The organism is Natrinema salsiterrestre, assembly GCF_029502005.1.
Lineage (GTDB): Archaea > Halobacteriota > Halobacteria > Halobacteriales > Natrialbaceae > Natrinema > Natrinema salsiterrestre.
The window spans coordinates 167,477-192,899 of the sequence record NZ_JAMQOT010000002.1 but is presented as its reverse complement, the minus strand read 5'-3'; the positions used below and the strand labels follow the sequence as shown (position 1 = coordinate 192,899).

The window sequence follows — 25,423 nt, the reverse complement described above, 5'->3', positions numbered from 1 at the left end:
GTATACAAGGTAAATATCATAATTAAAGTGAACGCACATCCCCTCCCATGATAGATATTCGCTACGCTTATGCCCCGGGTGGCGGAACCAACCGAGTATGAGCGAGGATACCAACCCGTTCGAGAGCCTCCAGTCACAGATCGACGAGGCCGCACAGTACCTCGACATCGGCGGCGACGTCATCGAGCGACTCAAACACCCCGAGCGAGTCCTCGAGGCGAACCTCACGATCGAACGCGACGACGGCGACCTCGAGCGGTTCAAAGCGTTCCGCTCGCAGTTCAACGGCGATCGCGGGCCGTACAAGGGCGGTATCCGCTACCACCCGCAGGTCTCCCGCGACGAGGTCAAGGCGCTGTCCGGCTGGATGACCTACAAGACCGCCATCGTCGACATTCCGCTCGGCGGCGGCAAGGGGGGGATCGTCCTCGATCCGGACGACTACTCCGAGAGCGAACTCGAGCGACTCACGCGCTCGTTCGCGAAAGAGATCCGCCCGCTGATCGGCGAGGATCGAGACGTCCCCGCGCCCGACGTGAACACGGGCCAGCGGGAGATGAACTGGATCAAAGACACCTACGAGACCCTCGAGAACACGACCGAGCCGGGGGTCATCACGGGCAAGGCGCTCGACTCCGGCGGCAGCGAGGGCCGCGTCGAGGCGACCGGCCGCTCGACGGTCCTCGCCGCGCGCGAGGCGTTCGACTACCTCGACAAGGACCTCGAGGGCGCGACCGTCGCCGTGCAGGGGTACGGGAACGCCGGCTGGATCGCCGCCAAACTGATCGACGAGATGGGCGCGACCGTCGTCGCCGCCAGCGACTCGAGCGGGGGCGTCTACAACCCCGACGGGTTCGATCCGGTGGCGGCGAAAGACCACAAGAACGAGACGGGCAGCGTCGTCGGCTTCGAGGGCAGCGAGGAGGAGCTCACCAATGAGGACGTCCTCACCCTCGACGTCGACCTGCTGATCCCGGCGGCGCTCGAGAACGCGATCGACGCTGACCTCGCCGAGGACGTCGAGGCTGACGTCATCTCGGAGGCCGCGAACGGGCCGCTGACGCCGACCGCCGACGCGGTGCTCGAGGACAAGGACGTCTTCGTCATTCCGGACATCCTCGCGAACGCGGGCGGCGTCACGGTCTCCTACTTCGAGTGGGTCCAGAACCGGCAGCGGTTCTCCTGGTCGGAGGAACGCGTCAACGAGGAACTCGAAGGGGTCATCGTCGACGCCTTCGACGCTCTCGTCGAGACCTACGAGGAACACGATCTCGAGAACCCGCGAACCGCAGCGTACGTCGTCGCGATCCAGCGCGTCGCTGACTCGTTCGAGGAAGCCGGCAGCTGGCCCTGACTCGGGGAGCGATCGGTTCGGACGACCCGACGGACGGCATCTCTCGAGCCGTTGTTTCTCCCGGCGATTCCGTTTCGCACCGACGGCACCGACGATTTCCTTCTCGTCTGACAGACAGTCGCCGTTCCAACAAACACTTACCAACTGCCCCGCCATTTGCAGGGAGATGAAACGACGAACCCTCATCGCAGGCGTCGGTGCTGCCGGTCTCGCCGGGCTGTCGGGTTGTCTGGGTATGCTCGGGCTGGCCGAACACGAGTCGTCCCCCGCCGGCGTCGAAGCCGCCGCTCGCGAGGAGACGGGTTACGAGCAGACCGCTATCGAAGCGCTCCCGATCGAACGGGACGTCGGACCGACGGACGAGACGGTCACCGTCACCAATCACATGACCAAACACGAGAAGTCGATCGACATGGGGCTGCTCGGTAGCCGCCGCGGCGCCATCTTCAACGTGTTGACGACGCCGCAGGTGAGCATCGTCGGCAGGGAGCTCAACCCCGTCGGGGAGATGTCGACGCAGGAGCTCATGGACCTCGTCAGGAGCAACTACGACGGAATCAGCAACATCTCCCGCGTGGAGGACTCCGACATCACGATCCTCGAGCAAACCACGACGAAGACGCAGTTCACCGCGGACGCGGAGTTCGACGGACAGAGTGTCGACGTCGACATCCACATCACCGAGGCCGTCGAGGCCGACGAGGACCTGCTCGTGACCATCGGCGTCTATCCGCAGTACGCGAGAGATCAGGAGGAGCCGAACATCGAGACGGTCACGGAGGCGGTGACGACGGAGGTTGATGAGGACGCCTCGACCGGCGATTCCGGGTCCGACGACGGCGGAAACGAAAGTAGTGATAACGAAACCGACGGAAGCAGTGACAACGAAACCGACGACAACGAGAGTGACGACGGCGTCCTCGGCTGAGGCCGACCGAATTCGCGGAGAGTTACTTCGTCGCTCGGATTCGAACAGTTTTCAACTCCGAACCGTCTCCGAACGCGGCCGCGAACGTTAGAGTCCGAGTTCGCGGCCGATGACCAGGTGTTGAATTTCGCTCGTTCCCTCGCCGATCTCCATGAGCTTCGCGTCGCGATAGAACCGCTGCGGCGCGAAGTCGGTCGTATACCCGTAGCCGCCGAGCACCTGTACGGCGTCTTCGGCGACCTCGCGGGCGGCCTCGCTGGCGTCGAGCTTCGCGAGGGCGGACTCCCTCGTGACGGGGTCGCCGCGGTCGTATTTCCGCGCGGCGTCGCGGGTGAGCAGTCGCGCCCGCTCGGTCTTTCGGTGCATGTCGACGATCGTGTCCCGGATCGCGTCGAACTCGCAGATCGGCTGCCCGAACTGTTCGCGCTCCGTACTGTACTGCTTCGCGTGCTCGTAGGCCCCCTGTGCGAGCCCCGTCGAGAGCGCGGCGATCGAGATGCGACCGCCGTCGAGCGTCTTCTTCGTCTGGTCCCAGCCGTCGCCCGCCGCGCCCAGCAGGCGGTCCTCGGACAGGCGCACGTTCTCGAGGGAAATCTCACAGGTCGGCGACGCATTGAGCCCCATCTTGTCCCAGATCGTCGTCACCTCGAAGCCGTCGTCTTCGTCCGGGTCGACGATGAACGTCGAGATGCCGTCGTAGCCCGCCTCGGGGTCGGTGACGGCCTTTACGAGTATCGAGCCGGCCTCGGAGGCGTTCGTGATGAACTGTTTGGTCCCGTTGAGAACCCACTCGTCGCCGTCTCGCTCCGCGGTGGTATCCATATCGGAGGCGTCGGAGCCGCTGCTCGGCTCGGTCAGCGCCCAGCCGCCGAGATACTCGCCCTCCGCGAGGGGACGGAGCCAGCGTTCTTTCTGGGCTTCGCTGCCGAACAGCTCGATCGGCTTCGACGCGAGCGACGTGTGTGCCACGTAGGAGAGCCCGATCGCGCCGGAGACGCGGCCGAGTTCCTCGGCGACGAGCGCGTACATGAGGGTATCGCCGCCCAGGCCGCCGTACTCCTCGGTGATCGGGACGCCCATCATATCGAGATCCGCGAGCTGGTCGAAGATCTCCGCGGGGAAGCGATGTTCGTCTTCGATTTCCTGCGCGATCGGTTCGATCTCGGTTTCGCAGAAGTCCCTGACGGTCTTCCGAATCATCCGGTGTTCGTCGGATAGCTCGAGGGGCATACGCAATACTTGCCGAGGCGCGAAATAAACGCACCGGAGAACTGCATCGATCGGAGGGCGGTCGCGTCGTTACCAGCCGGACCGGTCGTCGTCGCGGTCGGTGTCGGAATCGTCCCACCGGTCGGTGCTGTCCGGTGAATCGGTGTCCTTCCCCGAGTCGCCCTCATCGCTCGAGTCCCAGTGATCGGGGCCGCTCCAGGAATCCGTCCCGTCGTCACCGTCCTCGTCGGCGGGGCGGTCGTCGGGTCGATCGTCGTCGGAATCCCAGCCGTCGTCGGGGTGGTCGCCGTTCGAATCCCACCCGTCGGACTCGCCGGACTCCGTCGTGACGTCGCCGCGGACCCTCGCTCGCTGGTCGGGGACGAGATCGAGTTCCGCGTCCGTATCGCCGAGTACCAGGAGCGCGTAGTACCGCAGATAGACGACCACCGGGACCTGGACCAGTGAAGAGAGCAGGAGAAGGAACGGAATGGCGAGGAAAACGATGAGGATGCCGATGATCGGAATGAAGGCGATCAAGATGAGCGGAATGGCGAGGATGATGAATCCGATGAAAAACACGATGCCGAGCGCGAAGGCGAGTCCCAGCTGGACGATCCAGACCAGCAGGAGGTAGACCAGATATTCCTTCCAGTTCGCGGCCAGCGTCCGTCGGAACCGCTTCCAGGCGGCGACGACTCCCAGGTCCTCCTGGAGCATGGTCGGCGCGACGAAGACGGTCGTGAACCGGTTGACGACGGCGTAGACGAGAAATACCGGAATCGCGAGCAGTGCGATCGCCCCCAGAAACGCCGCCGAATTCGGTTCCATCGTCGTATACAAGGCGTACGCGGGGACGCCGAACACGACGAGTGCGATCAGTATCAGTGCGAGCCGGAATCCGAAGAGTCGAACGCCGAGCTCGAGATTACGCTTCGTGTACCGACGGACGTGAACCTCGCCGGAGCGCAGCGACTCGAGCAGCGCGAACTCGAGGAGCGAGCCGATGAAGGCGAACACGAGATAGATCGCGAGGCCGATGGCCGCGATGCCGATGAGTACCGGCAGCATTTCGCCGAAGCCGACTGCTGCTCCGGGGTCAGTACCGGTACCGGGCGTCGGCTCGCCGCCGAACTCGCCGCCACCGCCGCCGGGCGTCGGTGGAGTCCCGGACATGACGCCGCCCACGAAAAAGACGATGACTGCCAGTTTGATCCACGTCCAGAAACTGGCCCCCGCCAGAAACGCCCGGGTCACGTCGATCGCGTCACTCAGGTCTTTTGTCGCGTACATGTTTTCGGATATTCAACGTTCCGTGTTAATATTATCCATTTACGTATCGGGGCGTTTCAGATATACCGGTATTAGCTACTACTAACGGAGCGAATACGTGGATACGAAACTCGCCGAACGCGATCTCTCTCCCCGATAACACTTCGAGGAGCATTTAACGCCGACCGGAGATACGTTCCGTATGGACATCCGCCGGCTCGCACGAGGATCCATCGAGTGGAGCCGCATCGAGCGTGTCGTCCGCACGCTGGCGGATCGCTACGACCGCGAGGAGGTCCGGGTCGAGTTTCTCGAGGCGGACAACTGGCTCTCGACGCCCTGCGTCATCGACGACGAGTGGTTCGTCAAGATCGTCTCCCGGCAGAACGCCCTGGTACACGCCGTACTGACGACCGGCCGGAACGTCGGCGCGTTCTCCTCGGGAACCGAGGGCTTCTTCGATCGGTTCGACACCCCCCGTGAGATGGTCGAACACGAGTACGAGGCGACCGAGCGGATGCAGGAGATCGGCATCAACGCCCCGCGGCCGATCGACGCCTTCGAGGTCAACGGGCTCGGCGTCCTCGTCCTCGAGTACCTGCCGGAGTTCCGGTCCCTCGGCGACGTCTCCGACGACGTCGTGACGGAGCGAGCGCCGGAGCTCTTCTCGATGCTCGCGACCCTTCACGACCACGGGCTCGCCCACGGCGATCTGCGGGCGGAGAACATCTTACTCTGTGACGGCGAGTTCTACTTCATCGACGCGACCAGCGTTCACGACGACCGCGCCGACGAGACGACGGCCTACGACCTGGCCTGTGCGCTGGCCGTCCTCGAGCCCCGCATCGGCCCGCGGGAGGCCGTCAACGCGGCTGCGACGGCCTACGAACCTGACGCGTTGCTCTCCGCGCGGGAGTTCCTGGACTTCGTCCGACTCCGGCCGGATCACGAGTTCGATTCGACGACCTTGCGCAGCGAACTCGAGAAGGCGGCCGATCTGGGCGGAGGGTAACCGGAATCGGACGGCGATCGGTCGCCGTCCGACAGGCCAGTGCAGGCACCACGCGCTTTCGCGAGGGAGCGCTACGGCCGCGCATGTGCCCACCGTTCACCGACGACGACGTCGGCAAGCGGGTCGAAACCGCGAGCGGCGACCCGCTCGGCACCGTCAAACTGACCGAGCCGGACACGGCGTACGTCGACGCGAACGACGACGCGAGGGATACGATACGAGCGATCCTCGAGTGGGAGACCGACGAGGATATCGTCCCGATGGGCGCGAGCGCCGTGAGCGAGATCACCGAGACGACGATACGGCTCGAAGACGACCGATCGTCGCCGGACGAACCGGCCGAGGCGGGTACCGATCCCGTCATCGAGCGAACCGAGAGCACGGAACAGCAGGACGACGGCGACGAGCAGCGGACCATGGGACCGCCCTCCGGGACGCCGGACGAACCGGCGGCGGATGCGGAGGGCCGGACGGGAGAGGGTCTCGAGCCGTCGGAGGAAGGGATGACCGAGTCAGGTGGGGAGCGGCACCCGGATACCGAGCAGGCCCCGCCGGAGGGCGACCGAACCGTGACGAAAGATCGCGGTGAGGAGGAGGACCGATAGGACGGCGCGGCTCACTTTCGCGTTCATACATACGTCGACCTGCCAGCGGTGTCGATGGACGAATCGACTGGTACAGTGTCACAAACTCGGTAATTCACTCGAAATCTGTAAACGACCAGTATGATTTTTCACAGTTCCCGTCGTCCGTCCGAGTATGAGTCAGCAAATCACCGAACAGGTACACGGCCACTACATCGGCGGCGAGTGGACTGACACTGCGGAAGAGACGTTCGAGAGCGAGAACCCCGCGACGGGTGAGACGCTGGCGACCTTCCAGCGCGGGACGGCGGCCGACGTCGACGCGGCGCTCGAGGCGGCCGAGGACGCCTTCGACGAGTGGCGCTCCCTGTCGTACATCGACCGCGCGGAGTACCTCTGGGACATCTATCACGAGCTGCGGGAGCGACACGAGGAACTCGGGGAGATCGTCTCGAAGGAGTGCGGCAAGGAGATTTCGGAGGGGAAAGCCGACGTCACCGAGGCCTGGCACATGGTCGAGTGGGCGGCGGGCAACGCACGACATCCCCACGGCGATCTGGTCCCCTCCGAGGTCGCGGGCAAGGACGCGTACATGCGGCGCAAACCGCGGGGCGTCGTCGGCTGTATCACGCCCTGGAACTTCCCGGTCGCGATCCCCTTCTGGCACATGGCGATCGCCCTCGTCGAGGGGAATACCGTCGTCTGGAAGCCGGCCGAGCAGACGCCGTGGTGCGGGCAGATCATCGCCGAGATGTTCGAAGACGCCGGCATCCCGGACGGCGTCTTCAACATGGTCCAGGGCTTCGGCGACGCCGGTGCGGCGCTCTCGGACGACGGACGCGTCGACACCGTCCTCTTCACCGGCTCCGCGGAGGTCGGCCACGAGATCGCAAGCAAGGTCGGCGGCGAACCCGGCAAGCTCGCGGCCTGCGAGATGGGCGGCAAGAACGGGATCGTCATCACCGAGGAAGCCGATCTGGACCTCGCCGTCCACTCGGCGGTGATGTCGAGCTTCAAGACGACCGGCCAGCGCTGCGTCTCGAGCGAGCGCCTGATCGTCCACGAAGACGTCTACGACGAGTTCAAAGAGCGATTCGTCGACATCGCCGAGGACATCGCCGTCGGCGATCCGCTCGAGGAGGACACGTTCATGGGGCCGGCCATCGAGGCCGAGCACGTCGAGAAGATCAGCCGGCATAACGACCTCGCCCGCGAGGAAGGCGCGACCGTCCTCGTCGATCGGTTCGAACTCGAGGACAGCGAGATCCCAGACGGTCACGGAGACGGCCACTGGGTCGGCCCGTTCGTCTACGAGATCGACTACGAGTCCGATCTGCGCTGTCTGAACGAGGAGTGTTTCGGCCCGCACGTCGCCCTGCTCGAGTACTCGGGCGATATCGAGGACGCGGTCGACATTCACAACGACACGCCGTACGGCCTCGCCGGGGCGATCATCTCCGAAGACTACCGCCAGATCAACTACTTCCGCGACCGCGCCGACCTCGGCCTCGCGTACGCGAACCTGCCGTGTATCGGTGCCGAGGTCCAGCTTCCCTTCGGCGGCGTCAAGAAGTCCGGCAACGGCTACCCGAGCGCGCGCGAGGCCATCGAGGCCGTCACCGAGCGCACCGCCTGGACGCTGAACAACTCGACAGAGATCGAGATGGCACAGGGGCTGTCGGCGGACATCAAGACCTCGAGCGACGGCGACGACTGATCGGTCCCGTCGGGCGAGCGACGACGCCGCTGTCTCGTTCCCGCTCGAGTCTCAGTTTCTACTCGCGAACGAATCGCTTATCCGGCGATTCGTGGAAGGGGCGAGTACATGAAGGCAGTCGTTCTCGCGGCGGGCCAGGGGACACGGATGCGACCACTGTCGGAGTCGGTTCCGAAGCCGATGCTCCCGGTCGCCGATCGGCCGCTCGTGGCACACACCGTCGACGCGGCGATCACCGCAGGCGCCGACGAAATCGTCCTCGTGATCGGCTACGAAGGCGAGACGGTTCGCGACTACTTCGGTTCCGAATACCGTGGTACTCCGGTCTCCTACGCCGTTCAGGACGAACAGACCGGAACCGCCGACGCCGTCAACGCCGCTCGAGCCCACCTCGACGGCCCCTTCGCCGTCCTCAACGGCGACAATCTCTACGATCAGGCCGCTATCGATCGGCTGTTCGAGGCGTGCCCGGCCGTCTGCGCGATCGAGGTCGACGAGCCGAGCAATTACGGCGTTCTCAGCACCGACGAGAGCGGCGGCGACTACGTAACGGGAATCGTCGAGAAACCCGCCGAGCCGCCGACGAACCTCGCCAACGCCGGCGCGTACGCATTCCCGGCCGAGGCCCGCGAGTGGCTCGAGGTGCCCGCGAGCGAGCGCGGCGAACACGAGATCACCGACGTCGTCGCGCGGGTCATCGAGGCCTACGAGATGACGCCCGTCACCCTCGAGCGGTGGCTCGACGTCGGCCGCCCCTGGGAGTTACTCGAAGCCAACGAGTGGAAACTCGCGGACCTCGACCGGCGAATCGACGGCGACGTGAGCGAGGACGCGACGCTCGAGGGCGACGTCGTCGTCGAGGACGGCGCGACGGTCGAGCCGGGCGTCGTGATCGAGGGACCGGCGCTGATCCGCGAGGGTGCGGACGTCGGGCCGAACGCCTACGTGCGGGGCGCGACGCTGGTCGGACCTGATGCGGAGGTCGGTCACGCCGTCGAGATCAAGAACAGCGTGGTTTCGCGCGGGACGTCGGTCAGTCACCTCTCCTACGTCGGCGACAGCGTTCTCGGGCGAGACGTCAACCTCGGTGCGGGGACGAACGTCGCGAACCTCAGACACGACGATGCGGATATCAAATTCACCGTCAAGGGCGAGCGCGTCACGACGGGGCGCCGGAAGTTCGGGGTCGTCGCCGGTGACGGGGCGAAGACCGGTATCAACACGAGTCTGACGCCCGGCCTGAAACTCGAGTCCGGTGTGACTACCCGCCCCGGCGAAACCGTCGAGCGGGATCGGTAAGGGTTCGAGCGGAACGGTGACCTCCCTCGAGCACTGGTGTAATTCGATACTGGGACACTGAGGTGCATCAGGTCGCAGGTGATCGACGGCCATCATCTATTTGTCAGTGGTAAAATCTAACAAGCATACATGTCGACGGCGACCGTTCGCGGAACGATCAGGGGAATGGGTGAGCGGGCGAATCCGGCCTTCGCCGCGGCCGTCGTGTTGCTTCCGGTGGCCGCACTCGGCTACGCGCTGACGATCGCAACGGTCGAGCAACACACGTACGTCCACGTGATGGCCGGGGTCCTCTGGACGGGCATCGACATCTTCATTGGGGCCGTACTCGGGCCGGTCATCGGCGGGCTCGACGACGAGCAGAGTTCGGCCGTCTTCCAGCGTCTCACGCCGAAGACGGCGTTTCTGCTCCCGTCGCTGGCGTTCGTCACCATCGCGGGCGGCATCACGCTCGCCCAGCGGATCGAGATTTTCCCGCACGCTGAACCGTGGTTGGCGCTGTTTACCGCGGCGAACCTGATTCCGATCCTCCTGCTCCTCGGGTGGCGATTGAACGCGTGGCGCGATCGGCGCTGGCAGGCCCCCTTCGCCCTCGCGACCGTCGGTTCGCTGGTCTGGGTCGCGTCCACCGCGGGCGAGTTCGCGATGACCGAACCGACGGTCGCCGTCGCGCTCGGCATCGTGACGATCCTCTCCGTGCAAGGCTTCGGCTTCCTGCTGCCCGGCGAACTCCGAATGTACAGGGAAATGCGGTCGGCGAACCCGGATCACTCGGTCATCGCCGCGATCGGCAAACAGAACGCGATGCTCGGCGGCGTGCAGGGGTTCTTCCAGTTGCTCTTGATCCTCGATATGGTCTACCTCCGCTACGGCGGCTTCCCGTTCTAGCGGCGAGGGAGATCGCCGAGCGGCGCTCTCTCGAGCGACCATCACTGAAATCGAGACGAAAGGTGGGACGAGGCGAGGAGACGGGCGCGGGTGTGGTCGCTCGGTTCCCGGGAACCGAGCGCGCGACGGGCCGGAGCGACGCGCTATGCCGGGTAGACGTGAAAAGCGCCTGTGCCGGCATCGGTAACAAAGACATGGCGAAGTAAAAAGTCAGCGGTCGGCGTCCGGAACGTGACCGCGATACCGTGGCCGTTACAGCCGACGATCTCGCAGCGCCGGAAACTCCTCCCGAACGTCCGCGACCGCGTCCGGCTCGAGTTCGGCCGTGACCAGCGCCGGCTCGTCGCCGCTCGAGGCCAGCGAGACGCCCCACGGGTCGTAGACGCTCGAGCGACCGAGTAGCGTGGCGTCGTCGAACTCACCGGAGCCGTTGATCGTCGCCACGTACGCCTGGTTCTCGATCGCGCGGGCTCGCGAGAGCGTCTTCCAGTGTTCGATGCGCGGGTAGGGCCACGCGCTCGGGACGAGGACCAGTTCGACGCCGTCGTCGACCAATCGTCGGTAGAGTTCGGGGAATCGAAGGTCGTAGCAGGTCGTCACGCCGACGGTGAAGTCGCCGATCGTCGCCGTCTCGAGCCGTTCGCCGGGAACGAGCAGCTGGGACTCGGCCGATTCGTAGCCGAACAGGTGCCGTTTGCGATAGACGAGGCGACACTCGCCCTCGGCGTCGAACAGCGCGGCGGTGTTCGCGAGCCCCTCGTCCCCGGGCGTCGCGACCGTTTCGGTCGCCGCGAGGTCCTCGACGATGCTGCCCGCGAGGACGGCGATATCGTGGTCGGCCGCCGCCGCTCGGAGCCTCGTGAAGGTCTCGCCGGCGAACGGCTCCGCGTTGCGCGCGTAGAGGTCGAACGCGAAGTAGCCCACGTTGAACAGTTCCGGCAGCGCGACCAGGTCCGCGCCGCGGTCGGCGGCCCGGGATATCGCCTCGAGCGCCCGGTCGACGTTCGCCTCGATCTCGCCGGCTTCGACCTGAATCTGTGCGAGCGCGAGCGTGAGTGAGTCACCGGCGTCGCCGTCGGTATCCGCGTCGTCTGCCATGTTCACACTGTGGCCACCCAACCACCGTTACTGTGTCGTCTGCACGTCCCGCTCGAGCGCGCGCTGGAGGTTCTCGAGTTCCGAATCGAGATTGCGTTTGAAGAACTTCTCGACGCCCGGCAGCTTGCCGTCGACGACGAAGTGATTCTCGAGGCGGGTCCCGTCGTCGGTCTCGACGATCTCGTGTTCGCCGGTGACGGTCATGACTTTGGATTTCCCGACGAATTTGACGTACTCCGGCGGTCGCCGCGTGACGTCTTCGGTGTTTACGGTCACCGTCTTTCGGACGAGCGGAATCGGGAGTTTCACCTGCCAGGTGACGCGCCGCCCCTCCGGATCGTCCACCGAGAACTCCTGAACGACACTGATCGCCCGGGCGCGGTTTTCCGGATCGGCGATGAACTCCCAGACCCGCTCGGGCGGCGCCGCCACGTCGAACGACCGGTCGACCCGTACAGTCATGCCCGTACGTGAGCGATTGTCGGATAAAAAGACCGTGGACCGCGGGCGATAGCCCGCTCCCGTCCGAGCGGTGCTGATCGGCGCACCGACCGGGCGGGGGAAGACGTGGGCGGTCGCTTCGTCGACCTCGATTAACTGATCGTCACTTTCCAGGTCGTCGACCGAGCTCGGCCCCATTTTTCGATGTCGACTTCGTCTGCTTTCTCCGCGAGGTGGGGGAGGCGAACGCCGACCTGTTTCGACGAGAGTCCGATCGCGTCCGCGATGTTTTTCGACCGGAAGTACTGCTCGCCGCGGGCGGCACTCTCGCGGAGATACGAGAGAATTCGCTGCTCTTCGTCGGAGTAGTCGGTCATCGTCCGTGCGTCGGCCTAGGTGGTCAGTGGTCTTAACTCTTGACGGCGGATACGGCACTGCTCGGTGCCGCCAGTGCGATCCATCGCGTCGGACGTCACTCCCAGTAGAGGTGGATGCCGACAACCGCCAGCGAGCTAAAGAGAACGGCCGCGGCGAAACCCCACGCCGCCGTCACCTCCGGTGCGCCAGTTAGCATCAACAGTGCGCCGATCACCGCGAGCGCGCTCAGTGCGAGCGTCAGTCCGACGCCCTTGTCCGTCGTCTCGGATTCCGTAGCCATGCCCGAGGCTTGTGTGTGGGGTCTCTTAACTTCACTCATTCCGAGGAACAGTCACATCGAGCGGCCGGCAACCCCGGATCTTTGACGGCTCGATCGGGCCGCGGAGAACCGCCCGACGATCCCTCGCGAGGAGATCACTTGATCGTCGTGTGCTCGGACTCCTCGTTGAGCGCCAGGTTCGCCGCGATTTCGGCGTTTCGCATCGCGTACTGTGCGGTCTGCTGGAGGCTGACGAGCACTTCCCGGACCCGCAGCAGGTCCTCGTTGTCCATCTCCGGGAGCCCCGAGAGGATCTCCTGCTCGAGGTCGGAGATCTCGTGGAACAGCGCCCGGACCTCGTTGGACTTGTCGTAATCGCGTTCGACGGCCGCCTCGACGGCTCGAGACGTGATCTCGTCGACCAGTTCGTTCAGCTCTCGGATCTGGCGCATGACCGAGCTGTCGACGTTGAGGCTGTGGCCCTCGGTCTCGATGACGATGTCGGCGATGTCCTCGCCGTTGTCGGCGGTCAACTCGAGGTTCTTCGCGATCGAGCGGTAGCCGATCAGCGGGAAGCCGGTGTTGAGGCCGACGGCTCGCGCGAGGTTCGGGTTCTGGTAGGCCGTGAAGATCAGCCGCAGGAGGAGGACGAAGATCTTGTTCGCCTGCCGTTCGCGGTTCAGGGCGCGCTGGGCCAGATCGGGGTTGCCGTGGGCCAGCGCCTTGATCCCCTCGCCGCGCATCGTCTGCCCGGTTCGCTCGAGGCGCTCGAGCAGGTTGTCGAGCGTGAAGTCCTCGGGATCGACCGAACAGCGGATCGAGATGCTCTCGGGCGTCTCCTCGATGACGCCCAGTCCCATCAGTTGCGTTTCGGCCTGGTAGACCGCGTTGATGTGATCGGACTCGAGCGCGCCGTCCTCGCGCTCGATGCGGATGATGCGTCGCCCGAGGACGTACTGGGCGACGATCGCGCGCTCGACGGCGTCGGCGTCGAGATCGTCGGTGTGAATGATCGCTTCGGTCTCCTCCGAGCTCGCGGACTCGGGCATGACGGTCAGGGTCCCCTTCCCGCTGGTTCGGAGCGAGACCTCGTCACCTTTCTCGACGCCGTGTTCGGACGCCCATTCCGCGGGGAGGGTCATCGCGAGCGTCGACGGACCGAGTCGTTGCACTTTCCGCGTTTCCATACGAGGCTCTAGGATCGACCCGACCTTAATCTTGACTATATGCTCATTATCAAAGAACGAATCGTTATATGATTGATTTCAGTGACGGTCTCGGACCGCTCCTTAAATAATGGGGTCTCTGGGGTAGTCCCTAGATCGTCCGGACCGCCTCAGACGACGTTGACGAGTCGGGTAGTAAAGCGGCCCGTCCTGACCTGTAGCCAGCCCCGGAGTCGGTCGTCGACGTCTTCGTCGTCGGTATCGACGCGCAACGAATCGATGTCGTCGAGTTTCTCGCCGGCGGCGACGACCGCGATCTCGTCCGCTTGCCGGATCACTGCGGGCGAAATCTGGTGATTGCCGCGGCCGAAGATGAACCCCTGCCCGCCGATCGGCGAGACGACGATCGTCACCGGGTCAGTGAGTACCTCGAGAATATCCGATTCGGCGGCGTCGCGAGCGAGCAGTTCTCCGCGCCCCGCTGCCCCGCCGTCGTCCGGTTCGGGGCCCGCGCGCCAGACGTCCACACCGAGCGGCGACGGATCGAGTCCCAGTTCCCGCTCGATCGCGCCGACCGTACTGCCGGGTCCGAAGACGTAGGTTCGACCGGGTTCGACCTCGCGTGCGAACCCCGCGGCCAGCGAGTCGACGCTGCCGCTCGAGACCTGTTTGCCCGACTGGACCGCCGGCGCGACGGGGACGGTGACGACCGCCCGAAGCTCCGTCCTGACCTCCCCCTCGCGATACGCGTCTTCGTCGATATCGTTGACTTCGCGGGGTTCGACGCGATCGAACTCGGCGGCGATTCGGCCGGTGTCCGCCGGCGTCACGCCGAACACAGACGAGTAGATCTTGACGCCCGCCGGGACGCCGAGCATCGGGGTGTCGCCGTCGCCCTCCTCGATGACCGCGGCGACGTCGACCGCGGTCCCGTCGCCGCCGACGAAGAGGACGAGGTCGACGTCGCACTCGAGCAGCGCCTCGACGGCCGCCCGCGTATCGGCTGCCGTCGTGTCCGCGGCCGCGGGGTCGCTGGCGGTCGGGGATGACCGGTCGGTTCGATCCGCGGGATCGTAGACGACGGTCGGCTCGTAGCCGGCGTCTCGAGCCGCGCGTTCGCCCATGACGCCCGCAGCCGCGTAGACGGTGACGTCGGGTGCGCGACGGTGCAGCGATCGCAACGCCTCGCGCGCTCGATCCGGTGCTCGCGGTTCGGCACCGCGCCGGCGAGCCTCCTCGAGTTTTCCGTCGGTCCCTTTCAATCCGACCCGACCCCCCATCCCCGCGATCGGGTTCACGACGACACCGATGGACTCCATGGCGCGATATGGGGACGCCAGTGGCAAAGCCGTATCGCAGCGCGTTCGCGGGTCTCGGCTCCCGAACGCGCGATCGACTCGTCGTCGACCGGGGTCGGGTCTGCAGGCGACTCGCTCGGTTTCTGAAAGATTAAGAGGGACGCGAACCGATCGCCGGGTATGAACGAATTGATCGACGCTGCGGTTCTCGCGACGGAAACGGAGTTGCCGATGAGCGCCGTCGGCTGGGGGACGCTCCTCCTCGCGGTGGCGGTGACGACGGCCTGGGCGGCCTCGCTCTACCGCTGAGCGACCTTCGTCACGGAGATTCGACTCGCTCTCGGAGCCAGACGGCCGCCTCCGCGACGGTCGCCTCGTCGGGTCCCTCGAGTTCGATCCGGACCGACTCGCCCGGATAGCTTCCGACCGAGACGTCGAACCGCTCGCGGAGTTCGGCGATCCGATCGAGCAGCGCACTTTCGGGCTCGTCGGCGACGACCGCGTCCCGATAGGTCGCGGTGCCGGTGAACTCCGCGGCGATCGACTCGAACATCGCTTTCATCTCCGAGGGGACGCCGGGGAGCACGTAGACGCCCTCGAGGGCCGCACCGGGCGCGACGCCCGCCTCGTTGTGCAACGCTCGCGCGCCCGCCGGCAGGTCCGCCGTCCCCGATGCGAGGTCGTCGCGGGTGTAGCCGTCCTCCTCGAGCCAGGCGAGGGCAGCGTCGTGTTCTTCGACTGATCGACCGAGTGCGGCCGCGACGCCGTCCATGGTGACGTCGTCGTGGGTCGGCCCGAGCCCGCCGGTGACGATGACGGCGTCGTACTCGGCGCGGTACTCGTTGACGACGCGAGCGATGTCGGCGACTCGATCCGGGACGGTGGTCACGCGTTCGACGGTGACGCCGCGATCGGCGAGCCGTTCGCAGAGCCACGTGGCGTTCGTATCCGTGGTTCGCCCGGCGAGCAGTTCGTCCCCGACAGTCACGACCGCGACGTTCATACCGATTCGTTCGAGCCGGGACCTCAAATGCGTCTCGCCATCGGTGGTGTCGCTCCGATTCCGTCACAGTCTCCGGCCGCCGATCTATCCATCAGATATATTATCATTTTTGCCGGACTATCATATAAAGTAGTACTCTCGGTAACCATAAGATTCAATTCTGATAATTGGTAACGGAGACAGTATGTCTCGGAGTCGGACAGAAAACGACGACGCGGATTCGGCGACGGTTCTCTCTGCATTGGGCAGTAAATACAGCGCAGAGATCCTCTGTGCGGCTGGAACGCCGAAGTCGGCACAGGCGCTGAGCGACGATATCGAGATCCCGATCGCGACCTGCTATCGCCGGATCGAAGAACTCGTCGACGCCGGCCTGTTGACCTGCGAAGGTCGCCAGCTCTCCGACGAGGGCCGACGAACGAATATCTATCGACGAACGCTCGATAAGATCGAAATCGACTTTTCAGACGAGGTCCCCACGTTCTCGCGGAAACGCCGCACCGAGGCCAAGAACAGGCTACAGGATCAACTCGAGGATTGAGTCCGAATCCGAGCCCCGCGTGGCCGCTCTTCCATACGGTCGTCGTCGGTCGAAGTCGTGTTCGAACGAACTGCACCACCCAGCTGATTCTGGCGCGAGATGCCCCCGCACGAACCGAAACGCCATCGACCCGACCCGGCAGGACTGATCGACTCGGCCCGGACATCCCCGTGCTCGATCCTCCAGTTTTAAGTATTCTCGAAAGAATACTCGAGTATGACTCAACCCATCGGAAGCCGAGCGACCGAAGAGGCAGTCGACGGCGGTTCCGTCGACGACTCGGTGGTCGGAACCCGGCGCGTCCTCCACGTCGGACGCGACCGACCGATACGGATCAGCGCTGGCCATCGGATCCAGCACCACGACGGCAAGTGTTCGCGCCCCCACGGTCACAACTACGAGATCGCCGTCACCGTCGCGGGCGAACTGACGGAGGAAGGGTGGATCGCGGACAAAGGAGATATTACTGACGTGATCTCCGAGTGGGACCACATGTTCCTGCTCGAGGACACCGATCCCCTCGTCGACGCCTTCGAAGCGGCCGGTGACGACGACGGCGTGGTCGTCCTCGAGCACCCGCCGACGGCCGAAGTGATGAGCGTGCTCCTGGAGCGGAAACTCGAGGCGGCCCTCCCCGAGACGGTCACCGACGTCGCAGTCCAGGTCAGCGAGACGAGCGAACTCTGCGGCGGGAGCGAGGTCTGAGATGCCCGTCTCCGATTCGGTCGATCGCGGGCCCGGAGCCGCTTCCGAGACCGCCGGAACCGAAGACGAGGGTGCGGAACCGACGGACGGACTACCGATCAACGAACTGTTCTACTCCCTGCAGGGCGAGGGAACCCTCGCCGGCGTGCCGTCGGTGTTCGTCCGCACGAGCGGCTGCAACCTCCGGTGTTGGTTCTGCGACTCGTATCACACCTCCTGGGAACCGACCCACGCCTGGCTGGACCTCGAGGACATCCTCGCCGAGATCGAGTCCCACGACGCCGATCACGTGGTCCTCACCGGCGGGGAGCCGCTGCTCCACGAGGAGAGCGTCGGCCTGCTCGAGGCCCTCGACGACCGCGGGTATCACACGACCGTCGAGACCAACGGCACGATCTACCGGGACGCGCCCATCGATCTCGCCTCCGTGAGCCCGAAGTTAGCGAGCAGCACGCCGACGCCGGACCGAGATCCGACGGGCGAGGGCGAGTGGGAAGAACGCCACGAGCGCGACCGAATCGACACGGACTCGCTCGCTCGGCTGGTCGAGGACTACGAGTTCCAGCTGAAGTTCGTCGTGACCGACGACGGAGACATGCCGGAGATCCTCGACCTGCTCGCGGACCTCCGCGACGCCGCCGACGGTCCGGTCAGGGACGACGACGTCCTGTTGATGCCCGAGGGAGCGACCCGGGAGCGCCTCGCGGAGACGCGCACCCGCGTCGCCGAGCTGGCGATGGAGTACGGCTTCCGGTACACGCCGCGGCTCCACGTCGACCTCTGGAACGACGCGCCCGAGACGTAATCACCGCTCGATCCACGATGACCGAAACCACCACGACCACCGATTCCGCGACCGACGCATCGACTTCCAAGCGCGCCGTCGTCCTCCTGTCGGGGGGGATGGACAGCGCCACCGCCGCCGCCGAGGCCCGCGACCGGGGCTACGAGCTCTATTGCCTTCACACCTCCTACGGCCAGCGCACCGAGGACCGCGAACTCGAGTGCGCCCGCCGCCTCGCCGATCACTTCGACGCCGCCGATTTCCTGCGAATCGAGACGGGACACCTCTCGGCGATCGGTGCCTCGAGCCTGACCGACGACGAGATGGCCGTCGCCGACGCCGACATGGAGAGCGACGAGATTCCCACCTCCTACGTCCCGTTCCGGAACGCGAACCTGCTCTCGATGGCGGTCTCCTACGCCGAGGCCAACGACTGCGAGGCCGTCTTCATCGGCGCACACAGCGAGGACTTCTCGGGATATCCCGACTGCCGTCCCGAATTCTTCGACGCCTTCGAACGAGTGGTCGACGTCGGGACGAAGCCCGAGACCGAGATCGCGATCGAAGCGCCCTTCGTCGAATGGTCGAAGACCGACATCGCCGACCGCGGGGTGGACCTCGAAGTCCCCTACGAACACACCTGGAGTTGCTACCGCGAGAACGAGCCCGCCTGTGGCACCTGCGACGCCTGTGCGTTCCGCCTGCAGGCGTTCCAGAACATCGGCGTCCGCGATCCGATCGAGTACGCCGAGCGGCCGTCGTACGTCGACGACGCGTAGCGAGTCGCGCCCCGAGGGATCGGTTTTCGCGTCCAAACGCCGGTTCCTTCGCGGCCGACTCGCAGTACCTCGAGGCTCGAGACCCCGAGGGGCGAACCGATTCGGAAGCGCCCCTTCGTCGGTATCGCTCACATCGCCGAACGTGTTCACCGAGCGGGACGGGCCGCCGACGGCGTCCGAGCTCGATGCCCGGACCGTGGAGTGTCGGCTCCGCCGGCGAGCAGAGGCCGTCAAACGCGACGAACTCGAGGAGGCGCTCTCGCGGATCGATTCCCAGCGCGACCTCACGGCCGCCGACCGCGACCGACTCGAGCGACTGGCCGACGACATCATCGACGACCTCCTCGAATCGACGGAAGCGGCGTTCGAACGGCCCGCGAACAGTGAGGACGAGGCTGCTCGGGCCGTCGCCGAACGCTTCGATCTCGACGCGCCGTCGCGGTGACCCTCGAGCGCCGTCCTGACTCGGAAGCAGTCGGAATCCGATAAAAAGATTCACGTTTCCGAGGAGTGAATCGAATTTCGATGGCCCGCCGGCATCGGCTGCTCGAGTGGTTTCGAGACGAGGACGGAGGCTGGCAGTCACCGGAGGGACGCCGCGGCGAACTCGTCGCGCTGGGTATCTGCCTCCCGGCGCTCGCCGTATACGTCCATTTCGATGCGGGGCTTCCCCGGGTCGCCGAGAACCGGCCGGCGGCGATCCTCGGCGTCTAGTGTGGCTTCCTCTACGCGACCTCCTATCGAACCGCGGTCGTCGAGCGGATTCCCGAGTGGGTCTCCATCGGGCAGGTCGTCTCCCTCCTGGCCGGCGGGTTCGGTTTCACCGTTCTCAGGGCCATTCACGTCGCCGATCAAACGGTCCTGTTCGTCCTCACCGCCGGCGGAACGGTCCTGCTGATCTACCTCGTCAGGCTCTGCTCGCCGCTTCACCCCGGTCTCGAGCCGCCGCGGCGCGGGGCCGACCCGCCGACGGCCGTCGAGACCGAACCACCGACCGGCGGGGGCGACGGCTGAGCTACCGGGCTACCACGCCGCCTCGAGGACGCCCTCGAGTTCGTCGACGGTGGGATCCAGCCCCGGCGGGGCGTTCGCCATGAACGGATCGGCGAGGATCGCTTCCGCGACCGCCGTGAACGCCTCGGGTTTCGGTCCCTCGACGTCCCGCAGGCGCGACGGGAGCCCGAGCCCGTCCCGGATCTCGGCCACCGCCTCGACGACCGCGGCCTCGTGATCCGCGGCGTCGTCGACGCCGAGCGCGTTCGCGAGCAGCCCCGACCGCGCGTCCACGTCCTCCTGCTCGAAGAGATACTCGAGGACGTGGGGGACGACGACGCCGTGGGCGGCCCCCTGCTGGACGTCGTACGTCCGCGTCAGACCGTGGCCGAACGCGTGGACGATCGAGAGCGTCGTCTCGCCGGGTCGCGAGATGCCGTACTGGACGAGCACGATTCCCTCGAGGATCGTCTCGAAGGTCTCGGTATCGCGGTCGCCGTCGCCGAAGGCTCGGAGTCCGTCCTCGAGCTTCTCGAGGCCGTGTCTCGCCGTCGCGTCGGTAACGGGCGTCGCGTTGCTCGCGTAGACGGTCTCGAGGCCCTTGTCGAAGCCGTTCATGGCCGAGCCCGCGAGCACCGATTCGGGCGTCGTCGCGACCAGGTCCGGATCGTAGACCGCGGCTTCGGGCATCAGTCCCGGGTCGGAGACGCCGCCACCGATTTCCTCGTCGACCACTCCCGACTCGGGCGCGGCGGTGACCCCGGCGACTGTCGAGAGGTCGGCACCGGCGAGCGTCGTCGGGATCGCGACGATCGGAACCAGCCCCTCCTCGGGGACCGAAATCGTCCCCGTTTCGGCGAACTCGGCGGCCACCTCCCGAGCCGTGCGGTCGCTCGCCGCGAGGGTGCTGATGATTTTCGCGACGTCGAGGCTGCTGCCGCCGCCGAGACTGACGAGTACGTCGGCGTCGTCCATCCGCAGCCGCTCGCGCCCGTCGATCGCCGTCGCGAGTCGCTTTTTCGGCGTCGTCTCGTCGAACACGCCGACCAGCCGATCGCCCAGTCCCGTCCTGACCGGGTCGATCACCGCGGGCGTGTTGCCGACGGTCGAGCCACAAACGACCAGCGCGCGCTCGAGGCCCCGTTTCGCGAGTTCGGCCTCGAGATCGGCGACAGAGCCGGTACCGAATCGGATTGTCGCGGGCTCGTACTCGAATCGGAACGCGCGGTCGCGGTCGCTCGACTCGGATCGTGTCATGGACTCCCGTACGGATCGCCGCGTGTTAAAGGCGTGATCTCCGGCGATTCGCTCGCGGTCGTTCCCGCCGGCGCCGATTCACCGGCGCGTGTCTACCGCTCGCTTCGGTCGGCCCACGGACGCAGAATCGCGTTGACGGCCTCGTTCATCGGCACGTCGACGCCGACGTCGTCCGCGTGTCGAACGACGGAGCCGTGGAGGGCCTCGAGTTCCAGTCGCTTGTCGTGGGTCAGGTCGTAGTGCAGCGACGAGTACATCTCCGGATCGAGATCGCGCGCGAACGCGAGCCACTCGTCGACGGTGTTGCCGGGGAGGTCGATCCCTTCCGCGCTGCCGACGGTACAGACCTCCTCGATGATCCGGCGGTACATCGCCCACGACGCGTCGGTCTCGCGGAGCTCTCCGATCGGAAGCCGGCTCGCGGCGGTCATCCCGGCCTGCGCGCAGATGAACGCGAACTTCCGCCAGAGCTCGACGGCGATGTCCGCCGCGAGCACCGCGTCGATTCCCTCGCTTGCGGACAGCGCGTCGTCGAGCGCTTCGATCCGATCCGTCCGTTCGCCGTCGAGTTCGCCGTAGAGGAATCTGGCCGGGCCGCCGGTGTGTTCGACGACGCCGGGGTCGCCGATGGTCGAGAAGATGTAGGCCACGCCGCCGACGACGTGTTCGTCGCCGATCTCCTCGGCGAGCCACCGTTCGTTGTCCACGCCGTTCTGGAACGAGACGACGGCCGTGTCGTCGCCGAGCAGGGGCTCGAGATCCGCCGCTGCGTCTCTCGTATCGTGAGCCTTCACGCAGAACAGGACGTAGTCACAGGGACCGATGTCGGCCGGGTCGTCGGTCGCGGGCAGATCGACCGCCGTATCCCCGTGGACGCTCTCGACGCGCATCCCGTCGGCCTCGAGCGCGGCGAGGTGGTCGCCCCTCGCCACGAGGTGGACCTCGTGGCCCGCGTCGGCGAGTCGCGCACCGAGATAGCCGCCGACGCCGCCGGCACCGAAGACAGCGAATTTCATACGCGTCGTACGGATAGGGCGCTCAAAGAGGTTGTGGGGCCGATTTCCGGCGGGACGGGTCAGTCGGCGCTCGAGTCGATCCGCGGGCCGTCGAACGCCGGTAGTTTCGCTTCGATCTGTTCGCGCTCGTCCTCGAGCCACTCCGGAAGCGCGAGCCGCTCGCCCAGTTCGTCGAGGGCCTCGTCTTCGGTAAAGCCGGGACCGGTCGTCGCCATCTCGAAGAGGATCCCGCCGGGTTCGCGGGTGTAGATCGACTGGAAGTACGTCCGGTCGATGACCTCCGAGGGGGACAGTCCCGCATCGGCGTAGGCCTCGCGCCACTGTTCCTGTTCCTCGACGCTCTCGGCGACGAACGCGACGTGGTGGACCGTTCCGACGCCCATTCGCCCGCGTCCGGCGTCGGTTTCGACCAGATCGACGATCGAGCCGGGACCGCCGGTCGCGCTCCGGTAGCGACGCCGGCCGTCGGTCTCCCCCTCGAGGTCGTACCCGAGCACGTCGGTCAGGATCGTCTCGGTGGGACCGACCTCGTCGACGGCCAGCGTGACGTTGTAGAACCCGCGCAGCTGGTGGTCGGTCGGAACCGGCCCGTCCTCCCATGGCGTGGCGTCGAGTTCGGCATCGTCGGCCGCGACCAGCTCGAGTTCGATCCCGTCCGGATCCGCGAATCGGAGGACGGTCTCGTCGAATCGCGTTTCCGACTCGACGTCGACTCCCTCGGACTCGAGGCGGTCGCACCAGTACTCGACCGATTCGGGCGGAATCGCGTAGGCGGTCGTCTGCGTCTGGCCGGCACCGAATCGGCCCTCCCGGCCCTGATCCGTCCACGGGAAGAAGGTGATGTTCGTCCCGGGAGCGCCCTCCCCGTCGCCGAAGTAGAAGTGATAGGTGCCCGTGTCGTCGTGGTTGACCGTTTTCTTCACGAATCGGAGTCCGAGCGTGCCGACGTAGAAGTCGGCGTTCGCCTGCGGGTCGCCGGCGATCGCGGTGACGTGATGGAGTCCGGGCGTGTGCAGTGACATGGCCGTTCTAGGGAGCCACCCCTTGAATCGTTTGCTCGCGTTCGCGTCACCGGGAGACGCGCGGGTTACCACCGTCCCGCCGAGCGGATCGAGGCCACGACGGTCCCGGCTCGAGGTGTGCAACGGCGGCGACCGAAACGGGGGATGACCCCGAAATCGAGACGAGCAGCGTTTCGGGGGGTCGAGAGTACACGGTCGCTCGGCCGAGGGACGGTGTCGTACCCAAACGATTAGCGCGTTCCCGTGGTAGCGCCGGTATGGACCTTTTCGAGGCGCTTCGTGCGGATTCGGGCGTCGTCGCAGTGGTCGGTGCCGGTGGGAAAAAGACGACGCTCTATACCCTCGCCGAGCGCGCCGCCTCCGATGCGGGCCGTCGAGCGGTCGTGACGGCGACGGTCCGGATTCCCGTCTTCGATCGGCGCGTGAGCGAGGTCGTCGTGACCGACGACCCGGTGACGACGCTCGAGCGAGCGGCGGAGTGGCCGCTCGGCGTCGTCCCGGCGCGTGAGGGCGAGGATCGATACGCGGGATACGAACCGGCGGTGATCGACGACATCGCGGCGGCCGACGTCGCCGACCTCGTGCTGGTAAAGGCCGACGGTGCGCGGACGCGCGAATTCAAAGCGCCGGGGGATCACGAACCGCAGCTGCCCCGAACTGCCGATACAGTGGTTCCGATCGCGAGCGTCCGAGCCGTCGGAAAACCGCTCTCGGCCGAGCACGTCCACCGACCGGAGCGAGTGGGGGCGATCACCGGCCGCGAACGCGGCGAGACGATCCGGCCCGAGGACGTGGCTCGCGTGCTCGCGAGCGAGCGAGGCGGGTTGAAAGGCGTTCCCGACGGCGCGACCGTCGTCCCGCTGCTCAACAAGGTCGACGACGCCGGTCGGCGGGCCGTCGCCGAGGAGATCGCGACGGGCCTCCTCGAGCGCGCGCCCGCCGTGAAGCGAGTCGTGTTAGCGCGGATGGTCGCCGACGAACCGATCGTCGACGTGCTCGAACCCTCTGGTAGTCGTTGAAACGATTTACTCACCGCTCGAGTGCGAGCGGGAGTGCAATGACTTTCAACGACTACTATAGCCGGATCGCTCCCCTTCGAGCCGCTCGGTCGCGTCCTCGAACTCCTCGCGGGTGTTGACGTTCTCGAAGGTCTCGAGCGCGGCGTGGTCGCGGATTTCGTCCTCGTCGACGACGACGTAGTCGAGGTCGAACAGCGGTTCGACGACTCGCCGCTCGTCCCGCTCGAGGGCGCGTTCGCAGGCCTCGATCATCGGTCCGGCTCGATAGACCGCCTGAGTCGTCTGGAACCACTGATCGTCCAGCCGCGGGACCGCGGCCTCGTGGCCCGCCGCTCGGTCGAAGAGGTGATCGACGAGGGCGGGATCGACGAACGGCATGTCGCAGGCGACGACGAACGCGTACTCACCGTCGCCCGCTCGGAGTCCGGTCATGATCCCCGCCATCGGCCCGCGGTCGGGAACCGGATCGACTGCGAAGGACGCGGTCGGCCCGCCCTCGAGCGCGTTGCGGATCGCCGGCACCTGCTCTTCCCGGCAGTTGACGACGAGCTCGTCGACGACTGACTCGATCCGGTCGACGACGCGACGGATCATGGGCGTCCCGGCGAGGTCGACGACGGCCTTGTCCTCTGCGCCGAAGCGGGTCGAGTGGCCGCCCGCGAGGACTACGCCCGCGCGCTCGTCTCCGCCGCTCTCCTGGGACATGATCGATCGTTCGTCGACCGGCGGGAAAAGTACCCGGGCGAGTTCCCGGCGGGATCGACGGCGGCTGCCTATTTCGACAGCCGCCAGAGCGCTCGGTAGAGCGTCCACAGGTCGCACTCGAGACGGCCGGCGAGCGACCGGCAGCGCTCGAGGTAGGTCTCGTACTCCGAGACCGACAGCGGATCGGGATACCGCCGGGAGAGTTCCCCGGCCTCCCGGAGCGCCGCCCACTCGCGGGGGCCGACGACGACGTACTCCTCGGGGTCGACGAACATGAGAAACGCCGATGCGACGGGAACGTCGACCGCCTCGAGGGCGGTCAGCGAGTCGATTCCGTCGGCGGCGTCGGTCGCGTCGACGGCCCCGGCGATGGCGTCCCGGACAGCTTCGAAGTCGTTGCCCCAGAAGCGGTCCTCCGCGTCCCGTCGGTCCCTGTCCGGATAATCACCCAGGAACCGGCGGTAGTACCACCTGACGACCCAGGCCGCGTCCCGTCGGCCGTACTCGCCCGACGTGAACGCGGCCGGAAGGGTCTCGAGTTGCTCCTCTTCGACCGCGTACAGGGGTTCTTCCTCCCGATACTCGCGGGCCCGAGAGTCCACGAGCGAACGCGTGAGCTCCATCGTGTGGGTGTTTCACACGCGAGCTCGTCAGCGTTTCCCTGTCGATAGGGGACGACCCGCATGGGTTCACGGG

29 protein-coding genes are annotated in these 25,423 nt (G+C 66.2%); 15 read left to right on the top strand and 14 right to left on the bottom strand.

The window, feature by feature from the left end:
* Nucleotides 1-97: 97 nt before the first annotated feature.
* Both NDI89_RS06385 and NDI89_RS06380 read left to right on the top strand, forming a co-directional pair.
* Nucleotides 98-1,354 (top strand): Glu/Leu/Phe/Val family dehydrogenase, encoded by a 1,257-nt coding sequence (locus NDI89_RS06385; protein ID WP_277520680.1) that lies wholly within the window; start codon nt 98-100, stop codon nt 1,352-1,354.
* 166 nt (nt 1,355-1,520) lie between these two features.
* Nucleotides 1,521-2,282 (top strand): DUF6517 family protein, encoded by a 762-nt coding sequence (locus tag NDI89_RS06380; protein WP_277520679.1) that lies wholly within the window; start codon nt 1,521-1,523, stop codon nt 2,280-2,282.
* Nucleotides 2,283-2,369: 87 nt separating this feature from the next.
* Here NDI89_RS06380 and NDI89_RS06375 read toward each other — a convergent pair whose 3' ends face one another.
* Nucleotides 2,370-3,512: an acyl-CoA dehydrogenase family protein gene (locus NDI89_RS06375; protein WP_277520678.1), complete on the bottom strand. Its 1,143-nt coding sequence runs from the start codon at nt 3,510-3,512 to the stop codon at nt 2,370-2,372.
* Nucleotides 3,513-3,581: 69 nt separating this feature from the next.
* Nucleotides 3,582-4,784, bottom strand: coding sequence for a DUF7544 domain-containing protein (locus NDI89_RS06370; protein WP_277520677.1), 1,203 nt, complete (start codon nt 4,782-4,784; stop codon nt 3,582-3,584).
* Between the two features lie 181 nt (nt 4,785-4,965).
* Here NDI89_RS06370 and NDI89_RS06365 point away from each other — a divergent pair, with 181 nt between their 5' ends.
* The 5 genes from NDI89_RS06365 (at nt 4,966) to NDI89_RS06345 (ending at nt 10,263) form a co-directional block, all read left to right on the top strand.
* Complete coding sequence (locus tag NDI89_RS06365; protein WP_277520676.1) at nt 4,966-5,775, top strand: RIO1 family regulatory kinase/ATPase domain-containing protein; 810 nt, start codon at nt 4,966-4,968, stop codon at nt 5,773-5,775.
* Between the two features lie 83 nt (nt 5,776-5,858).
* Nucleotides 5,859-6,380: a hypothetical protein gene (locus NDI89_RS06360; RefSeq protein WP_277520675.1), complete on the top strand. Its 522-nt coding sequence runs from the start codon at nt 5,859-5,861 to the stop codon at nt 6,378-6,380.
* A 154-nt stretch (nt 6,381-6,534) separates the two neighbouring features.
* On the top strand, nt 6,535-8,076 hold the full coding sequence (locus NDI89_RS06355; protein WP_277520674.1) for an aldehyde dehydrogenase family protein: 1,542 nt from the start codon (nt 6,535-6,537) through the stop codon (nt 8,074-8,076).
* A gap of 108 nt (nt 8,077-8,184) precedes the next feature.
* Complete coding sequence (gene glmU / locus NDI89_RS06350; RefSeq protein WP_277520673.1) at nt 8,185-9,375, top strand: bifunctional sugar-1-phosphate nucleotidylyltransferase/acetyltransferase; 1,191 nt, start codon at nt 8,185-8,187, stop codon at nt 9,373-9,375.
* Nucleotides 9,376-9,540: 165 nt separating this feature from the next.
* Nucleotides 9,541-10,263, top strand: a complete 723-nt coding sequence (locus NDI89_RS06345) for a hypothetical protein (RefSeq protein WP_345781969.1) — start codon at nt 9,541-9,543, stop codon at nt 10,261-10,263.
* Nucleotides 10,264-10,515: 252 nt separating this feature from the next.
* On the opposite strand, the gene NDI89_RS06340 is transcribed toward NDI89_RS06345, so the two are convergent.
* The 6 genes from NDI89_RS06340 to NDI89_RS06315 form a co-directional block, all read right to left on the bottom strand.
* Nucleotides 10,516-11,361 (bottom strand): carbon-nitrogen family hydrolase, encoded by an 846-nt coding sequence (locus NDI89_RS06340; protein WP_277520671.1) that lies wholly within the window; start codon nt 11,359-11,361, stop codon nt 10,516-10,518.
* A gap of 27 nt (nt 11,362-11,388) precedes the next feature.
* Entirely contained in the window at nt 11,389-11,823 is a 435-nt protein-coding gene (locus NDI89_RS06335; protein ID WP_277520670.1) for an SRPBCC family protein, read from the bottom strand.
* A 131-nt stretch (nt 11,824-11,954) separates the two neighbouring features.
* Nucleotides 11,955-12,179, bottom strand: a complete 225-nt coding sequence (locus NDI89_RS06330; RefSeq protein WP_277520669.1) for a DUF7123 family protein — start codon at nt 12,177-12,179, stop codon at nt 11,955-11,957.
* Between the two features lie 95 nt (nt 12,180-12,274).
* Nucleotides 12,275-12,460 carry a DUF7525 family protein gene (locus NDI89_RS06325; RefSeq protein WP_277520668.1) on the bottom strand — a complete coding sequence of 62 codons (186 nt, stop codon included), beginning with the start codon at nt 12,458-12,460 and terminating at the stop codon, nt 12,275-12,277.
* A 134-nt stretch (nt 12,461-12,594) separates the two neighbouring features.
* Nucleotides 12,595-13,626, bottom strand: a complete 1,032-nt coding sequence (locus NDI89_RS06320; RefSeq protein ID WP_226005804.1) for a phosphate signaling complex PhoU family protein — start codon at nt 13,624-13,626, stop codon at nt 12,595-12,597.
* Nucleotides 13,627-13,775: 149 nt separating this feature from the next.
* Nucleotides 13,776-14,924 (bottom strand): ATP-NAD kinase family protein, encoded by a 1,149-nt coding sequence (locus NDI89_RS06315; protein ID WP_277520667.1) that lies wholly within the window; start codon nt 14,922-14,924, stop codon nt 13,776-13,778.
* A gap of 159 nt (nt 14,925-15,083) precedes the next feature.
* Here NDI89_RS06315 and NDI89_RS06310 point away from each other — a divergent pair, with 159 nt between their 5' ends.
* Nucleotides 15,084-15,212: a hypothetical protein gene (locus NDI89_RS06310; RefSeq protein ID WP_277520666.1), complete on the top strand. Its 129-nt coding sequence runs from the start codon at nt 15,084-15,086 to the stop codon at nt 15,210-15,212.
* Nucleotides 15,213-15,222: 10 nt separating this feature from the next.
* Here NDI89_RS06310 and NDI89_RS06305 read toward each other — a convergent pair whose 3' ends face one another.
* Nucleotides 15,223-15,906, bottom strand: coding sequence for a competence/damage-inducible protein A (locus NDI89_RS06305; RefSeq protein WP_277520665.1), 684 nt, complete (start codon nt 15,904-15,906; stop codon nt 15,223-15,225).
* 184 nt (nt 15,907-16,090) lie between these two features.
* Between NDI89_RS06305 and NDI89_RS06300 the strand changes: the two genes are divergently transcribed.
* From NDI89_RS06300 to NDI89_RS06275, 6 genes are all read left to right on the top strand, one after another.
* On the top strand, nt 16,091-16,447 hold the full coding sequence (locus tag NDI89_RS06300; protein ID WP_277520664.1) for a winged helix-turn-helix domain-containing protein: 357 nt from the start codon (nt 16,091-16,093) through the stop codon (nt 16,445-16,447).
* A 216-nt stretch (nt 16,448-16,663) separates the two neighbouring features.
* A complete protein-coding gene (locus tag NDI89_RS06295; RefSeq protein ID WP_277520663.1) occupies nt 16,664-17,152 on the top strand; it encodes a 6-pyruvoyl trahydropterin synthase family protein in 489 nt (162 codons plus the stop codon).
* Between the two features lies 1 nt (nt 17,153).
* Nucleotides 17,154-17,957, top strand: coding sequence for a 7-carboxy-7-deazaguanine synthase QueE (locus tag NDI89_RS06290; protein WP_277520662.1), 804 nt, complete (start codon nt 17,154-17,156; stop codon nt 17,955-17,957).
* Between the two features lie 17 nt (nt 17,958-17,974).
* Nucleotides 17,975-18,715: a 7-cyano-7-deazaguanine synthase QueC gene (queC, locus tag NDI89_RS06285; protein WP_277520661.1), complete on the top strand. Its 741-nt coding sequence runs from the start codon at nt 17,975-17,977 to the stop codon at nt 18,713-18,715.
* A 142-nt stretch (nt 18,716-18,857) separates the two neighbouring features.
* Nucleotides 18,858-19,160 (top strand): hypothetical protein, encoded by a 303-nt coding sequence (locus tag NDI89_RS06280; protein WP_277520660.1) that lies wholly within the window; start codon nt 18,858-18,860, stop codon nt 19,158-19,160.
* 80 nt (nt 19,161-19,240) lie between these two features.
* The gene (locus NDI89_RS06275) at nt 19,241-19,429 is read left to right on the top strand and encodes a hypothetical protein (RefSeq protein WP_277520659.1); all 189 of its coding nucleotides are present in this window, start codon (nt 19,241-19,243) and stop codon (nt 19,427-19,429) included.
* Nucleotides 19,430-19,738: 309 nt separating this feature from the next.
* Here the strand turns inward: NDI89_RS06275 and NDI89_RS06270 are convergent, their stop codons facing one another.
* The 3 genes from NDI89_RS06270 to NDI89_RS06260 all read right to left on the bottom strand — a co-directional run bounded on the left by NDI89_RS06270 (nt 19,739) and on the right by NDI89_RS06260 (nt 23,003).
* Nucleotides 19,739-20,965, bottom strand: coding sequence for an iron-containing alcohol dehydrogenase family protein (locus NDI89_RS06270; RefSeq protein WP_277520658.1), 1,227 nt, complete (start codon nt 20,963-20,965; stop codon nt 19,739-19,741).
* Nucleotides 20,966-21,057: 92 nt separating this feature from the next.
* The gene (locus NDI89_RS06265; RefSeq protein ID WP_277520657.1) at nt 21,058-21,981 is read right to left on the bottom strand and encodes a 2-dehydropantoate 2-reductase; all 924 of its coding nucleotides are present in this window, start codon (nt 21,979-21,981) and stop codon (nt 21,058-21,060) included.
* A 59-nt stretch (nt 21,982-22,040) separates the two neighbouring features.
* Nucleotides 22,041-23,003: a ring-cleaving dioxygenase gene (locus NDI89_RS06260; RefSeq protein WP_277520656.1), complete on the bottom strand. Its 963-nt coding sequence runs from the start codon at nt 23,001-23,003 to the stop codon at nt 22,041-22,043.
* A gap of 257 nt (nt 23,004-23,260) precedes the next feature.
* Between NDI89_RS06260 and yqeC the strand changes: the two genes are divergently transcribed.
* Nucleotides 23,261-24,022 carry a selenium cofactor biosynthesis protein YqeC gene (yqeC, locus tag NDI89_RS06255; protein WP_277520655.1) on the top strand — a complete coding sequence of 254 codons (762 nt, stop codon included), beginning with the start codon at nt 23,261-23,263 and terminating at the stop codon, nt 24,020-24,022.
* 45 nt (nt 24,023-24,067) lie between these two features.
* On the opposite strand, the gene NDI89_RS06250 is transcribed toward yqeC, so the two are convergent.
* Nucleotides 24,068-24,727: a molybdenum cofactor guanylyltransferase gene (locus NDI89_RS06250; RefSeq protein WP_277520654.1), complete on the bottom strand. Its 660-nt coding sequence runs from the start codon at nt 24,725-24,727 to the stop codon at nt 24,068-24,070.
* A 68-nt stretch (nt 24,728-24,795) separates the two neighbouring features.
* A complete protein-coding gene (locus NDI89_RS06245; RefSeq protein WP_277520653.1) occupies nt 24,796-25,350 on the bottom strand; it encodes a hypothetical protein in 555 nt (184 codons plus the stop codon).
* Nucleotides 25,351-25,423 lie beyond the last annotated feature (73 nt).

What these genes read in the sequence shown, in the direction of transcription:
- NDI89_RS06385 (WP_277520680.1), top strand. Translation starts at nt 98, where the DNA reads ATGAGCGAGGATACCAACCCGTTCGAGAGCCTCCAGTCACAGATCGAC.
- NDI89_RS06380 (WP_277520679.1), top strand. Translation starts at nt 1,521, where the DNA reads ATGAAACGACGAACCCTCATCGCAGGCGTCGGTGCTGCCGGTCTCGCC.
- NDI89_RS06375 (WP_277520678.1), bottom strand. Translation starts at nt 3,512, where the DNA reads ATGCCCCTCGAGCTATCCGACGAACACCGGATGATTCGGAAGACCGTC.
- NDI89_RS06370 (WP_277520677.1), bottom strand. Translation starts at nt 4,784, where the DNA reads ATGTACGCGACAAAAGACCTGAGTGACGCGATCGACGTGACCCGGGCG.
- NDI89_RS06365 (WP_277520676.1), top strand. Translation starts at nt 4,966, where the DNA reads ATGGACATCCGCCGGCTCGCACGAGGATCCATCGAGTGGAGCCGCATC.
- NDI89_RS06360 (WP_277520675.1), top strand. Translation starts at nt 5,859, where the DNA reads ATGTGCCCACCGTTCACCGACGACGACGTCGGCAAGCGGGTCGAAACC.
- NDI89_RS06355 (WP_277520674.1), top strand. Translation starts at nt 6,535, where the DNA reads ATGAGTCAGCAAATCACCGAACAGGTACACGGCCACTACATCGGCGGC.
- glmU (WP_277520673.1), top strand. Translation starts at nt 8,185, where the DNA reads ATGAAGGCAGTCGTTCTCGCGGCGGGCCAGGGGACACGGATGCGACCA.
- NDI89_RS06345 (WP_345781969.1), top strand. Translation starts at nt 9,541, where the DNA reads ATGGGTGAGCGGGCGAATCCGGCCTTCGCCGCGGCCGTCGTGTTGCTT.
- NDI89_RS06340 (WP_277520671.1), bottom strand. Translation starts at nt 11,361, where the DNA reads ATGGCAGACGACGCGGATACCGACGGCGACGCCGGTGACTCACTCACG.
- NDI89_RS06335 (WP_277520670.1), bottom strand. Translation starts at nt 11,823, where the DNA reads ATGACTGTACGGGTCGACCGGTCGTTCGACGTGGCGGCGCCGCCCGAG.
- NDI89_RS06330 (WP_277520669.1), bottom strand. Translation starts at nt 12,179, where the DNA reads ATGACCGACTACTCCGACGAAGAGCAGCGAATTCTCTCGTATCTCCGC.
- NDI89_RS06325 (WP_277520668.1), bottom strand. Translation starts at nt 12,460, where the DNA reads ATGGCTACGGAATCCGAGACGACGGACAAGGGCGTCGGACTGACGCTC.
- NDI89_RS06320 (WP_226005804.1), bottom strand. Translation starts at nt 13,626, where the DNA reads ATGGAAACGCGGAAAGTGCAACGACTCGGTCCGTCGACGCTCGCGATG.
- NDI89_RS06315 (WP_277520667.1), bottom strand. Translation starts at nt 14,924, where the DNA reads ATGGAGTCCATCGGTGTCGTCGTGAACCCGATCGCGGGGATGGGGGGT.
- NDI89_RS06310 (WP_277520666.1), top strand. Translation starts at nt 15,084, where the DNA reads ATGAACGAATTGATCGACGCTGCGGTTCTCGCGACGGAAACGGAGTTG.
- NDI89_RS06305 (WP_277520665.1), bottom strand. Translation starts at nt 15,906, where the DNA reads ATGAACGTCGCGGTCGTGACTGTCGGGGACGAACTGCTCGCCGGGCGA.
- NDI89_RS06300 (WP_277520664.1), top strand. Translation starts at nt 16,091, where the DNA reads ATGTCTCGGAGTCGGACAGAAAACGACGACGCGGATTCGGCGACGGTT.
- NDI89_RS06295 (WP_277520663.1), top strand. Translation starts at nt 16,664, where the DNA reads ATGACTCAACCCATCGGAAGCCGAGCGACCGAAGAGGCAGTCGACGGC.
- NDI89_RS06290 (WP_277520662.1), top strand. Translation starts at nt 17,154, where the DNA reads ATGCCCGTCTCCGATTCGGTCGATCGCGGGCCCGGAGCCGCTTCCGAG.
- queC (WP_277520661.1), top strand. Translation starts at nt 17,975, where the DNA reads ATGACCGAAACCACCACGACCACCGATTCCGCGACCGACGCATCGACT.
- NDI89_RS06275 (WP_277520659.1), top strand. Translation starts at nt 19,241, where the DNA reads ATGGCCCGCCGGCATCGGCTGCTCGAGTGGTTTCGAGACGAGGACGGA.
- NDI89_RS06270 (WP_277520658.1), bottom strand. Translation starts at nt 20,965, where the DNA reads ATGACACGATCCGAGTCGAGCGACCGCGACCGCGCGTTCCGATTCGAG.
- NDI89_RS06265 (WP_277520657.1), bottom strand. Translation starts at nt 21,981, where the DNA reads ATGAAATTCGCTGTCTTCGGTGCCGGCGGCGTCGGCGGCTATCTCGGT.
- NDI89_RS06260 (WP_277520656.1), bottom strand. Translation starts at nt 23,003, where the DNA reads ATGTCACTGCACACGCCCGGACTCCATCACGTCACCGCGATCGCCGGC.
- yqeC (WP_277520655.1), top strand. Translation starts at nt 23,261, where the DNA reads ATGGACCTTTTCGAGGCGCTTCGTGCGGATTCGGGCGTCGTCGCAGTG.
- NDI89_RS06250 (WP_277520654.1), bottom strand. Translation starts at nt 24,727, where the DNA reads ATGTCCCAGGAGAGCGGCGGAGACGAGCGCGCGGGCGTAGTCCTCGCG.
- NDI89_RS06245 (WP_277520653.1), bottom strand. Translation starts at nt 25,350, where the DNA reads ATGGAGCTCACGCGTTCGCTCGTGGACTCTCGGGCCCGCGAGTATCGG.